Source organism: Fluviicola taffensis DSM 16823 (assembly GCF_000194605.1).
GTDB lineage: Bacteria > Bacteroidota > Bacteroidia > Flavobacteriales_D > Crocinitomicaceae > Fluviicola > Fluviicola taffensis.
This window is the reverse complement of record NC_015321.1, coordinates 2,375,071-2,389,448: the sequence shown is the minus strand read 5'-3', so window position 1 is coordinate 2,389,448 and position 14,378 is coordinate 2,375,071. Positions and strand designations below refer to the sequence as shown.

Genomic DNA, 14,378 nt, shown 5'->3' with positions numbered 1-14,378 from the left:
AAAAGCGGATAAATGTTATCCGCTTTTTTCTTGGGGCATTCTTGTTTTATCGAATTAAATGTACAAACCCTTGCTGATTAAAATCTTTACCAGATCCCATTTTAGCAGTGATGTTGTAAAAATAAACTCCTTCTGTTGCATCATTTCCTCCTTGATCTTTCCCATCCCATTTAAAATCTGGTTTGTCAAATTCAGCCATCACATTTCCCCAACGATTGGAGATTGTAACATTCAAACTTGTAATTCCAGAATAAGACACTAGCGAGAAATAATCATTCGTTTGATCATTATTTGGTGAAAAAATATTGGGAACGTCCATATTGCAAACAAGTGACATATCTACATAGAATGAATCGATTTCAGAGATACAATTTCCATTTTGCGCATATACATAATACATCATCGAATTATCCGGATTCAAAGTGTTTGTTGGGCCAGTTAAACCTCCTGGCATCCAAATAAACGTACTATTTTGCAAATCAGAGCTTACAGTTGCAGTGACTGGTGTTCCTGGACAAACTTCAAAATCAGCTGGTACAGTGATCACCGGATTTGGAGAAAAACTAGTAAGTATCGAATCTTTTGCGGTTGGACATCCAAAGAATGAACCTTCTACATAAATCCATCCAACCGTAGAATTGGTTACTGTGAAAGTAGAATTAGTGCTTCCTGTTGGTGTCCAAACAGTTGTCATTCCAGGAGTGTTTCCAGATACAGAAAGTGTTGTGGAAGATCCACTACAAAAAGTAGGGATACCAGAAATAGAAACAGCTAAGGCCGGAACAACCAAAACAGATCCAGATTTAGCATCCGTACATCCATTTGGAGAGGTTCCAACTACAGAATAATTGCTCGTTAAAGTTGGCGAAACCAATCTAACAGCTTGAGTACTTCCGTCATTCCATTGATAAGTTGTTCCATTCACGGATGAAGAAGCCATTAGTTGAACTTGATCACCAATACAGATAGAATCTGTCGATATTTGCAATGTAACCGTTGGCTTCGGTCTAACAATTGCCACCGTAGATACAATATTCGAAACACATCCATTTACATCTGTTCCTACTACAGAATAAACTGTAGAGCTAGCTGGTGTAACAGAAATTGATGTTCCTGTTAAATTCCCTGGTGTCCAAACATAGTTCATTCCTTGAGCTACAGAAGATGCCGTAAATTGAGCTGCTTGCCCATTACAAACAGTGTCATTTGCAGAAACGGATATGACTGGTGGAGCATTAAAGGTGATGGTAAACGATTCTTGATCATCACAACCCACAGCCCCATCATAGACATAAATCGTTTGAGAATTTGAAATAATTGCACCTGGATTTAAGATTGTTCCCGTTCCACCTGGGCCAGTAGAATATTTCTGATTACCACTCATCAATGTCCCCGAAATTGCTGGTAACGTATATGAAGAGCAGGTAACTACATTTGTAATTGGATTCAATGTGGGAGTTTGAATAAACGCCACACTTAAATTTGCAACGGAATCGGCACAGCCAGGTGCACCATCAACCGTATATGTATAAAGTCCATTTGTATTGGTTCCTGATGTAAAGGTTCCTAAATGGTTATTTGTCAAAGCACTTGGGCCAGTCCAAACTCCTGACGAGGACAATATTGGGCTTGCAATGGTATTAAATAAATTTACAGAAGGTGTAGAAAGGCATTGAGTTACTGAGTAATTATGAGGAGTTGGTGCACATTGAAACATTTTCAAATCATCAAATCCCACATCGTTTCCTCCAGTACCAGCTAGGTTTGTACTGATTTCAAAAACAATTGAATTGGTTGTTGCAGTAAAGGAAGTCATCGTGATATCGTTCCAAGTACTTCCGTTAATGACATTTTGGGTAGCAAGTATATTTCCTCCATTGTCTTTCACACGGATTGTGAGGTCATTATTACTCACAAAAGCATCGCGTGTAGAAAAAGAAAAACGGTATTGCTGTCCCACACAAATATCTGTGAATGGTTGAGAATAAAGTAAACCGATATATCCGTCTACAATGTTCATATACATTCCGTAAGTTCCTGTGCGGACGCAACCAGCGTATGTTTGAGGTGTGTTTTGATAAGTGACTCCAGGTAAAAGTGCTGTAATAGGAGTCGTATATTCGTAGGACTCGTGATAGACTTGGGTCCAGTTACATTGAGAATATCCAACAGTGCTAGAGGAAATAAGGCATAGAAGGAATAAATATCGTGATAAGAACTTCATTTTTTGGAGATTATGTGGAAGTAAATAAATGTGGGCAAGATGAAGCTCCTACCCACATTTGAATAAAATTTGATTATTGAATAACCAACTTAACAATACTCAATTTAGTATCGTTTTGAACATGTAAAAAGTAAACTCCTTTATTCCAATCTCTCACAGATAATTCTGTTTGAGAAGCTGAAGTTTCAATAGTTTGAATCAATGTACCTTTCAAATCAAATGCTTTTACAGTAGCTTGCATTGTATTCGGCAAAGCGATTGTAACAAGATCTGTTGCAGGATTTGGATATATATTCAATCCATCAATTGTGTTTTCACCAACTGAAGCTGTACTTGTTACGACAATTGTTGTAACCACTGTTTCAGTTCCGCACTCATTTGTTAAAGTCACAGACACTTGTCTTGGACCAGCAGTCAAATAGGTATGAGAAACCGTTCCTGGTGCATTTGTAAGTGTTGTTCCATCACCAAAATCCCACGAATATTCATCCGCATTTTGTGGATTCAAAATAGTGAATGTATACGTTGGCATGTTATTCTGAACATAGATTGTAGAAGCAGTTGGCGCTCCAGTTACAGAAACGTTGATTGAACCAACACCCACACAACTGTTAGCAGCAGTTACATTTACAACATATAAACCAGTTTGAGTGACCGTTCTAGTCTGAGTTGTCAATTGAGAATTACTCCAAACATACGTTGAACCCGTATTTCCTGCATTTAATGTGATCGATTCGCCTTCACAAATTGTTGTATCATTTCCAAGTTCCACCAATGGATTGGTATTCAAAATCTCGATTGTTTCGATTTTTTTCGCACAAGTCGTGGAAGAATTACTACTCATCCAAACATCATACATTCCTGGTTGAATATTTGTAAATGTAGTACCAGTTTGCCATGCAGTTGGTGCAACATTAGTAGCAACCAAAGCAACTTGTGATATTGGAGCTGTAACAACCAAATTAGAAATCGCATGTCTTAAAGCATCACCTCCTGTTGAAGCACTAAATGCATGTTTCCAAGTAGCTGTATTGCTATTCACGTAAGCTGGAGGCATTTGAATGTTACTAAAAATTGTAAGTCCATCAATGATTAAACTCGCTTTTCCAAAAACATCAATTTTAAAATCAACTTGTACATCTGTTTTATTTTTCCATGCGCTCGTATTATTACTGTAGAACAATGTAGGAGCATCAACAGGGATAATTTGGTTAATTGTAATACCACCTGTATGACCATATACTAAATAAATTCCTGGAGCATTTGTATTATTGCTAGCTGCATCAAAAACTAATCTCAATTTAGAACCACTTCCATTTTGATTTCCATTATTCGCTACATCATTTGCAAAAGAGTAAGTAAGACCATCTGCCCCACCTGTACCATTTACATTAATTGGTAAATCAGCAGTCATTTTAAAAGAAAGAGACATTGCATTATTCGTTCCTGCATGAAAGTTTGGGTCATTAAAAATCACTGATCCGTTGTTGCCTGTTGCAGAAGGAGTTAATACTGCCCTACCTCCAGTAATTGAAGCATTTCCTTGTAAAGAAACATTTGTCAAATCTGTAGCAGCATCCGCCAATGGATTAGAATAAACAACACTTTCAGTTACCTGAGTAAATCGGTTATTCAAAGAAACTGTTCCTCCTAAATTGTTACAATCATAGTTAATAATGGAAACATCTGACCCAAATCCTACTACAACAACTGTTTCAATTGAATCGATTGCATCCGGACAAGTACTTGACCTAAAATCAGAATAAATCTTATAAATACTATCTGCAGCTGGAATAAAATTGTACGTGTTCGAAGAATTCCAAGCTTGTAATACTGAGCCATCACTAGCTACGAATCGGTATTCCCAAGTTGAACCACCATTAATCAATGCTGGAGCAACTGCAGCTGTAATTGTAACAGGAGATCCTGGTTCACAAATACTAACCGGAGAATAAGACGCTGTACGTGTTGCTTTAGATAAAGGAGTTACTGTTGTTGTAATAGTTGAAGTACAACCATGTGAATTTGTTCCAGTAGCTGTATATAAAGTTGGGTTTGCTGGACTTGCAGCTACCGTATCGTTATTGGCAACATTCAAGCCTAAAACTGGCAACCACGTAAAATTCGTTAGATTACTTGTGTCAGCTACGATAAGTTGTACGTTATCACCAGCACAATAAGCTACATTTGTAGAATTCACAGTCAATGAAGGAAGTGGATTCATCACTACTGAAATATCGTCAGAGATATCTTCATCACCTGTAGCATCACATGTTGTAATAACTCTCACGTTTATCGTTTCTGTAGGAATAGTAGAAAAAGTAGCCGCGTTTGAACTTGGATAAGCCAACCATCCTGACGTTCCATCATTGTATTCCCACTCATAACTTAAACCTGTTACTGGTATTGCACCAGTCATTCCGAAGTTTACCGTTTGTCCAGGACAAATAGAACCATCATTTACCGTTGCAGTTCGGTGTGAAGGAGTACCAGCACATGGTGGAGTAGATGTCCAAACAAACTGAATGTTTGGGGTCCATGATCCACGGGATGTAGCAGTTGGCGGTGAAGCCGGATCTGGATTGGTTGTTGCATTATTGTAGAAAATCGTTCTTTGATTCGCACCACCTAGATCGCTATATCTCCAAAAAGTATTTCCACCTGTTCCAGTTGCGTTCTCATCAACAGCAACTACGATATTATCAACTCCATTCCATTGAAAAGGTGTTGCTAATGTAATTTCTACCCAGCTGTTTGCTGCAAAAGTCACCGTACCTGTAAAACAATTTGTTAATCCAGAACCAGGAACCCAATCTGTTGTAGTTGTAAAAGCCACTTTATTTGTGTTTCCAAGATATACTGTCCAATTATTTGAATTCGCATTATTCGATCCTGTTCCCAAATAATAACGAATCTTGGAAATTAATCCTGGTCCTGTTGCACCACCCGCAATAAGATCCGAAGCCATATAGAGACTTTGAGAATAACTAAAATTACTTTGTGCCCTTACCGGTGCATTATCAGTTGTTGTTGTTGCAGTACCAACAGTAACCGTTGTTTGGGAAAAGGAGGAAAATGAAACCATTCCCAGTGCAAAAACAGAAATGTATTTGCTTAACAAAACTCGTTTACGCATTTTGTTAAAAATTAGTTTAGCCATAAGTTTATAATAAGTTTAATTTTTAGCTAACTTATGGAAATTGAGGGGGTTCAACATAAAATTGAGTGAGACAAAAAAGGGACAATTGAAAAAAAATCTATTCTCGTTTTGATACGGAATAAAAGGTGCTGTTTACAACTGAAAATTCACTTCAAAAGCCCCTGTAATATAGATATCTAAAGGATTCTATCCTATTTTTAAAACGGCTATTTTGGTAGGCTGATTTTCTATTGATTCTTTGCGAATCGTTTTTCGTCGCGTTTTTACTCTCATTTATTTCTAAAATCTACATTTTCACAAAATAAAACCATTTTAAACAAACTGAATTATGACTAAATAAGAAGTTTATTCTTAAATTATTAGTAATAATTCATACAACACGGAACTTTATTAAGTGGCTTGAAGAAGAAAAGATCTTAGTTCAGATTTTCAAATTAGTAGGCAAAAAAAATGTGGGTGAGAAAACTCTCACCCACATCCTTTCTAAATCATTAAACTTATTGGATAACCAATTTAACAATACTCAATTTTGTATCGTTTTGAACATGTAGGAAATAAACTCCTTTATTCCAATTACTCACAGAAATTTCTGTTTGAGCACCTGTTGTTTCCAAAGACTGAATCAATCCGCCTTTCAAATCAAAAACTTTCACAGAAGCTTCCATTGTATTTGGCAAAGCAATTGTTACCATATCCGTTGCAGGATTTGGATAGACACTCAATCCTTCAATGGTGTTTTCACCAACTGAAGCAGTACTTGTCACTACAATTGTCGTAACCACTGTTTCAGTTCCACACTCATTTGTTAAAGTTACAGATACTTGTCTTGGACCAGCAGTCAAATACGTATGAGAAACTGTTCCTGGCGTATTTGTAACCGTTGTTCCGTCACCAAAATCCCACGAATATTGGTTCGTGTTTTGTGGATTCAAAACAGTAAATGTGTACGTTGGCATGTTGTTCTGAACAAAGATTGTTGAAGCAGATGGTGCATCCATCACATCAATATTGATTGAACCTACTCCAACACATCCATTTGCAGCAGTAACATTTACAACGTAAGGACCTTCTTGAGAAATTACTCTCGTTTGAGTAGTTACTTGAGAGTTACTCCAAACATACGTCGAACCAGCATTACCTGCATCCAAAGTGATTGATTCACCTTCACAGATTGTTGTATCGTTACCTAACAAAACCAATGGATTTGTATTCACCATTTCGATTGTCTCGATCATTTTAGCACATGAAGCATTTCCATCATTACTCATCCACACATCATAAGTTCCTGGTTGAACACCTGTGTAAACAAGATTATTCCCCCATACTGTTGGAGCAACTGTTGTAGGAACGAGTGCAAACTTAGCTGAACCCGTAAAAATAGATAAATCAGTTATTGCTTGACGTAAAGCATCACCACCAGTTGTTGCGCTGAAAGCATGTTTCCAAGTACTCGTGTTAGCAGTCATGTATGCTGCTGGCATTTGGATATTCGAGAAAATTGAAACTCCATCTAACAAAAGACTCGCTTTTCCGGCATTATCAATTTTAAATTCAACCAAAACATCCGTTTTTAACTTCCATCCAGTTAAGTTATTGCTGTAAAACAGAGTAGATGGTGCAGTAGGAGTAACTGAAGTACTACTTACTCCACCTGTATTTCCATAAACAATATAGATACCAGCCATATTGATTGAACTATTATCACAAGCATCAAAAATTAATCGGAATTTTGAACCACTTCCATTTTGATTTCCAGTATTTACCACATCATCACCGAATGAATAAGTTAATCCATCAGCTCCACCAGTTCCATTCGTGTTAATTGGAAGATCTGCAGTTAACTTAAACTTCATTGAAAAAGAATTATTAACACCCAATGAAACACCTGTGTTTGGGATAATTGCTGAACCCGTATTTCCTGTAGCAGATGGCGTTAACACCAATCTTCCAGCAGTTATTGCCGCATTTCCTGATAAAGCAACGTTTGTTAAATTCGCTGAACTTGCAAAAGGATTTGAATATACTGAAATTCCTGTGGGGTCAAAAGTATTAGATAAAGAAACTGTTCCTCCTAAATTATTACAATCATAATTAACAACTGCAACATCAGCACCAAAACCTACAATAACAGAAATAGGTAATGAATCAACATAATCAGGACATCCGTTGCTTCTTACTTGGTAGTAAATTTTGTAGATACTATCTGCAGTAGGAATAAAATTGTATGTGTTAGAAGAATTCCAAGTTTGTAATTCTGAACCATTGCTAGCCAAGAATCTGTATTCCCAAGTAGAACCACCATTAATCAATGTTGGAGTTACAGCAGCTGTAATTGTAACAGGAGATCCTGGAGCACATATAGTATTCGGAGAATAAGATGCCGTGCGAGTTGCTTTAGAAACAGGAGTTACCAATGCCGTAGCTGTTGAAGAACAACCAGCTGCATTCAAACCTGTTACTGTATACGTTGTTGCATTTGTTGGATTTGCTAAAACCGTATCGTTGTTTGCAACATTCAAGCCAGTTGCTGGTAACCAAGTATAGGTTGTCGTTGGAGCTACATCAGCAACAATTAATTGAACATTCCCACCTGCACAATAAGCAGATTGTGGTGTGTTTACAGTCAACACAGGAGCTGCATTAACAGTAATTGTAATATCATCTGTAGTATCTGCAGCGCTAGTAGCAATACAAGTTGTGATTGCTCTTACATTCACTGTTTGCGTCAATGGTGTTGAAAAAGCAGCCGTAGTTCCTGTTGGAAAATTCACCCATCCTGGACCAGAACCATCATTATACTGCCATTGATAACCAAGACCAGTTGCAAAAGTTGTCCCTGTAAGGGATAAATTGACTGGTATATTTTCACAAACTGTTGAAACAGAAGATACTGCTGTTGCATGAGTAGGTGTAGCTGAACAAGCTGGAGCTATCTCGTGAACAAATTGAGCTTGAGGAACATAATTGAATCTTCCTAATCCAGTTGGTGGAGACGCTGGGTTCGGGTTATTGCTATCACTGTAATAATACATTGATCTATCAGCACCAGTACTTTGAGACCTCCAGTTAATTGTGGAATATCCTGTTGTATTTTCATCTACTGCAACGACGATGTTACTAACACCATCCCAAATAAATGGAGTTTGAAGTGTAATCTCCATCCAAGTATTTGCAGCAGGTGCAGTTAATGAACCTGAATAAACCTGAGTCATACTTGCTAATGGAACCCAATTAGTTGTCGATGTAAAACTAGTTTGAGAAGTAGCTCCTAAAAATACAGTCCAAGAATTAGCATTTGTAAGGGAGCCAGATGCATTAAAAAAACGAATTTTCGTAATAGCATTCAATTGACCAACAACTGCTGCGTCAAAATCAGTCGCTAAATAGATTTGTTGTGAATAAGTGTATCCAAAATAACCATAAATAGGAACATTTCCTTGAGTGGTTGTTCCAGTTGCAACCGTCGTTGTTATTGTCTGTGCAAAGGAAAGTAAAGAACCCATTGACATCAAAATTCCCAACGCGAGATTTTTTGAAGCCTTTCGATTCAGAAAGTTAAAAGTTGTGAGTTTCTTCATAATATAAGTTTAATATTGAGCTAACTTATGAAGAACTAGAATGTTTTACTAAATGATTAGTGAGACAAAAGCAGGACAAATACTCAATTATTAAATTCTTAACACGTGAATGCTTGTTTCGAATGAAAAAATCACTAAATCGATTTGATAAATCGATTCAAATCATCCAAAGACTCAATATTTAATTTCTTACGTAAACGCAAATTCGTCTTGCGAACTGAATCGGGTGAAATCGCAAGGGTTCTCGACATTTCCAAATTGGACAGATTTAGCTTAATTAAAGCTGCCAATCGAATCTCAGCGGATGTAATTTCAGGATATTTTTCATGAAAGAAGTCGAAAAAACCAGGATTCAACTTTTCAAACAGTCTCTTAAATTCAATCCAATCATTCTCTGTCAATAGTGAAAACGATTGCAAATCATTCAGCATTGTTTCTTTTTCTTGATCAGATTTGGTAAATTGACTTTTCTCAAAAGACTCCACTTGCTCCTGTAAATCAAAAATCTCTTTATTCTTGTCAAACATCGTTGAAAGTAAAGTGCGCATTTCTCGTTCTGTCGCATGCAATTCATCTTCTATTTTCTGAGAACGCAAAGTGAATAATTCCTTGTCTTGAGATCTCTTAAGTTGTATTTGTTTAATGATAACATAACTCGTCAGACCTACAATGAGACAGATTACAAAAAGCCCAATAATAATCAAATCATCTTTCTTCTTCTTCTCTTTATAAATAATATTCTCTCCTTGTTTTTTCTCGAATTCAATTTGAAACTCGGCATTTTTAATGTTTACAAACCGACTGTTTTCATTGTTAATCTCTTTATAAGAAATATATTTTTTGTAGTTTATCAATGCTAATTTGTCTTGATTTAGTTTCTCGTAATACGTATACTTTGTTCTGTATTGTGAAGCGAGTAACAATGGATTTTTTTCACCGCGCATTAAACTGTCAAAAATTTTCATTTTTTCTGCCGATTGCTCGATTTTATTCTCTTCTAAATCCAATTCGATTAACAATGCCAATGCATTAATTTGGCTGCTTCGCTGATTGCCTTTCGCACTGACTTGGTAGTCAAACTCAACTAGTTTTCTTGCTTGGTCATTTTCATGCTTGGTCATTGCGATATAACCTAAATTACCAGACAAAATACCTGTCCAAGCTTCATCTTTTAATTTTACCGCCTGATTGTAGGCCTTTTGGAGATACCATTCAGAAGTAGAATTTTCTAATTTTTCTCTATAAATAAGACTGAGGGTATTGTAAATTTTGATTTTACTCGTTTCAGAAATATGTGGGTGATGCAGCGCAATTTTCAAATGATTTTCAGATAAATCAAATCTTCTGAAAAAATAGTACAATTGACCTAATGTTTCATGAAAATTAGCTAAGTAAGGTTTCCGGGAATTGTAAACATCCTCTTCTTCCTTGAGTGTAATGTACAAAAAATAATATGCTTCCTGATAATTTTGCCCATCACAGAACCATTGACCAATCGTAAAACACAACTCAGGATAATCACTTCTAGAAATGGCTCTTTCTTCTTTACAAAGTTTCTTTAAAAAAGACTTCCATTCCGTATTAGAACTAAAATCTTCTCTGTGGTAATTTTCGAAGAGCCGAATAAATGAAGTTCCTCGATTTTTATTCTCAGAAACAATTTTTGCAACTCCCTGAACTGCAGTCATCTTAGCTCCAAAGCTGAAAGAAACTGAAAAACAGGTAAAAATGAATACAATGAAACTAACGCTATAATTCTTCAAGGTTGTAGTTTTTCTTCGCTCAAATATAAGCTAATTCCATTCGAAAGAAAAAATTCTTATCTCATCAAATTTATATGGCCTTTATATTCGTATTTTTCATCGTTATCATCATCCTTGAATCGAATCACCCAAGTGTATAAACCAGATTGAACCATTGCCCCTTTGTAGGTTCCATCCCAACCACTTGCGGTATCTTTCGATTCAAAAATCAATTCTCCCCAACGATTATAGACATAGAATTCATACGTCGCTGGAGAAAACCCTGCAGTCATAATTGGTAAAAACACATTATTATGTTGATCACCATCTGGAGTGAATGAGTTCGGAACATAGAATATCAATTGATCCTTAACAACCACAATTCGATAAGTTGTGTCTCTACAACCTTGATCTGAAATCACAATTAACTCAACGTTGTAATTTCCTACTAGTCCGATTGGAAATTGATGCGTTGGATTCTCTTCCTGAGAACCTGAACCGTCGTCAAAATTCCAGATATTTTGATCATTATTAATGGATGTATTATCAAAATGAACCGTTGGATCTATCGAAAATGCTTGTTGTGGATTGACATTGAAACTAGCAATCGGCAACGGATCCACGCAAATCATATCTGAAATCGTTCTGGAAGTAGTACACAAATTATCTGCCGTTATTGTCAAGGTCACATCAAAACAATCAATTCCTGTATATTGATGATTTACAATTGAATTACTAGAAGAAGTTGTTCCATCACCCAAATTCCATTCTACGATTGAATTCTGATTCGCACTGCTTTCATTGATAAATTGAACATCTAGTGGAAAACAGCCTTTTATTACATCCGATGAAAAGGCAATAATTGGATTCTCAGTAACCTGAATAGTGACCTTAACGGTATCATTGACACACATCGTATCTGCTGGTAACACATAAGAGAAATCATAATCTCCATTAGGTAAAAGAGATAAATCAAGAACTCCTGTTGAAGCATCAAATTGGTTTGTTGGAGAAGTAGATGTTTCTGTCCAATAAGGAAGCAAGGTTTGGAAAGAACCTGTTGTGTATTGATCCAGATCAACCGTTGAACCAGCAGTATTACATACATGTAAATTGGTTGGATTCGCAGAAATCGGTTGACTATTCACCGTAATTTGAAAATGACTTGTATCGTTCAGACAAAATGTACCGTGAACAACATACTCCGCTACATTAGAACCTTGAAGACCGTTGATTGTAAGCTGTCCACCCACCGTTAAATTCGCTCCCAAGGTATTTGCTGGATCTTCCCAAGTTCCGCCAGCAGTAGCGCCAGTAGATAACAAATCGGAAAGATCAACCGCTCCATTCGTTTCACACCAAACCGCAAGACTATCTAAACCTGCATGTTTTTGTGCCTCAAAAGAAACCATTATTTGATCTGTTTTTGCACATTGTGCTGCATTTTTCACCGTTACTTCATAAGTTCCTGCTGCCGTTACATTCAATGTTTGATTGGTTGTTCCATCATTCCACAAGTACGTTCCTCCAGGATTCAATGCATCCAAAAGAAGATTAGAGCCTTCACAAAGTGTTGTATCTGGCCCCAAATTCACAACAGGAAATGTACTGTAAGAAACAACTACTGTATCGTAAGAATAACAAATTGGTCTGAAGGTAATATCGTCCAACAAAAAGTCGTTTCCACCACCACCAGTATTCTGATTGTTAATACAAATCAGTGCTGAATTATTTAGTCCAGAATTCCAAACTTGGAAATATTGTTGCCAAGTACACCCCACTGTAGAAGTAGAAAACACAGGTCCAATTGAGCTTCCATTGATTGAAAATTGCAACTGAGCCACGTTTACTTCATTCAACGCATTTGAAACCCATGAACCAAATTGATAATCTGTATTTGCCTGCACAGGAACAGTTTGACACCAAACATTCACTCCAGGAGTAGCTGCACCATTTACAATCATCATTTGAGTTCCAGGAGCGGCAGAATGATCTGTACACGTAAAGAAATTATCATGGGCTGCATTTGGATTAGTGCCTATTGCATAAGTACTTGGTAACGAAAGCAATCCCCAAGTTCCACCTGTTCCCAAATTATAAGCTGTAGTAAATCCAGTATTCCCAGATTCAAAATCACCATTCACAATTTGATTATTTCCTAGTTTTCCTGCTCTTACACTATACGTTCCGGGTCCTGTAACAAACCGAGTGGAGCTAGTGGAATTGTTGTTCCATTTGTAAGTATCATACGTACCGCTAGTCGCAGCATTCAATGTAATTGTTTGATTGGTGCAAAGCGTAGTATCTGGACCAATGTTAACAGAATTGATATTCCCAATAGCAATCGAGAAATTAGCAACATCGTTTGCACAACCACCTGAACCAACTACAGTATAGGTAAACGTATAATTTCCTTGAGCAAGTCCGTTCGTGTTAAATGTTGATGTACCAGGATTAAAATTTCCAGATGCTGGAGTTGTTGTTTCTAACCAAGTTCCAGATGGTGTTGATCCAACAGACAAGAATGACGACATGGTAATCACTGGACCAGATCCACAATAATAAGCACCATTGTCAAATCCAGCGGATACTGGTTGAGTAATTGTAACCGTAAACATTTCTTCATCAGAACAGCCAGTAGCTCCACCAAATGCATAAAGCGTTTGACTTGTTGTAATTGTTTGTCCTGCATTAAGAGTCGTTCCTGTTCCTCCTGGGCCTGTATAATATTTTTCATTACCAGATAAAACAGTTCCCGTAATCGCTGGCAAAATGTATGACGAACATGCTTGCACATTCGCAATTGGATTCAATGTTGGAGTTGTTGTAAGAGAAACCGTAACGTTAGCAACTGAATCCATACAACCAACTGGGCCATCAATCGTGTAATTATATACCCCATTTGTATTCACACCAGAAGTAAAAGTACCTTGATAACCGTTTGTTAACGCAGAGGGTCCTGTCCAAACCCCAGCTTGAGATAATACCGTGTTAACAGTAGAATATAAATTGGTAGTTCCTGTTCCAGCACATGCTGACAAAGTTCTTAAAATTGGAAGTGGAGCACATTGAGATAAACGTAAATCGTCAAACCCCGCATCATTTCCAGGTCCACCAGCAATATTTGTGATTATTTCAAAAGTAACGGTTGTTGTAGTTGGAATAAAGGCAACCATCGTCACATCATTCCAGACGCTTGTATTATTTACAGTCTGAGAAACCAATGTTACGCCATTTGCATCCTTCACATTGATTGTCAGATTATTTGTACTCGTCCAAGCATCTCTTGTAGAAAAACTAAAGCGATACGACTGACTTAAGCATAAATCAGTAAATGGCTGTATGTACATCGCGCCTATATAACCATCGGTAATATTCAAATACATTCCCCTGCTGCCAGTTCGAACAACACCAGCATAGGTTTGAGGATCGTTTTGATACGTTGATCCCGGTACAATGTGAGGAATTGGAGTTGTGTACTCAAATGAGTCAAAAAATACAGATGTCCAATTGCATTGCGAAAAAGCATTTGAACTGATTAATAGCGTAACAGACAGTATCTGAATTGATTTTGAGAGACTTTTGAATATCATTGTAATTTTCTTCTATATGATAGATAAACTTCAAATGTAAGGGAAGGTTGCTTGATTGTATTGGGACAAAAGCGGGACAAA

Annotated in this window: 5 protein-coding genes; all 5 read right to left on the bottom strand. The window is 37.0% G+C overall.

Annotation, left to right across the window (positions count from 1 at the left end; translation table 11 throughout):
- Positions 1–46: 46 nt before the first annotated feature.
- Complete coding sequence (locus tag FLUTA_RS10350; RefSeq protein WP_013686824.1) at positions 47–2,224, bottom strand: T9SS type B sorting domain-containing protein; 2,178 nt, start codon at positions 2,222–2,224, stop codon at positions 47–49.
- Positions 2,225–2,297: 73 nt separating this feature from the next.
- The gene (locus FLUTA_RS10345; RefSeq protein ID WP_013686823.1) at positions 2,298–5,384 is read right to left on the bottom strand and encodes a T9SS type A sorting domain-containing protein; all 3,087 of its coding nucleotides are present in this window, start codon (positions 5,382–5,384) and stop codon (positions 2,298–2,300) included.
- 497 nt (positions 5,385–5,881) lie between these two features.
- Entirely contained in the window at positions 5,882–8,962 is a 3,081-nt protein-coding gene (locus tag FLUTA_RS10340) for a T9SS type A sorting domain-containing protein (RefSeq protein WP_013686822.1), read from the bottom strand.
- 134 nt (positions 8,963–9,096) lie between these two features.
- Positions 9,097–10,725, bottom strand: coding sequence for a helix-turn-helix transcriptional regulator (locus FLUTA_RS10335; protein WP_013686821.1), 1,629 nt, complete (start codon positions 10,723–10,725; stop codon positions 9,097–9,099).
- Between the two features lie 56 nt (positions 10,726–10,781).
- Positions 10,782–14,297: a PKD domain-containing protein gene (locus FLUTA_RS10330; RefSeq protein ID WP_013686820.1), complete on the bottom strand. Its 3,516-nt coding sequence runs from the start codon at positions 14,295–14,297 to the stop codon at positions 10,782–10,784.
- Positions 14,298–14,378 lie beyond the last annotated feature (81 nt).

Bases quoted from the DNA above. Each gene is read 5' to 3' on its own strand.
- FLUTA_RS10330 (WP_013686820.1), bottom strand. From the start codon at position 14,297: ATGATATTCAAAAGTCTCTCAAAATCAATTCAGATACTGTCTGTTACG.
- FLUTA_RS10340 (WP_013686822.1), bottom strand. From the start codon at position 8,962: ATGAAGAAACTCACAACTTTTAACTTTCTGAATCGAAAGGCTTCAAAA.
- FLUTA_RS10350 (WP_013686824.1), bottom strand. From the start codon at position 2,224: ATGAAGTTCTTATCACGATATTTATTCCTTCTATGCCTTATTTCCTCT.
- FLUTA_RS10345 (WP_013686823.1), bottom strand. From the start codon at position 5,384: ATGGCTAAACTAATTTTTAACAAAATGCGTAAACGAGTTTTGTTAAGC.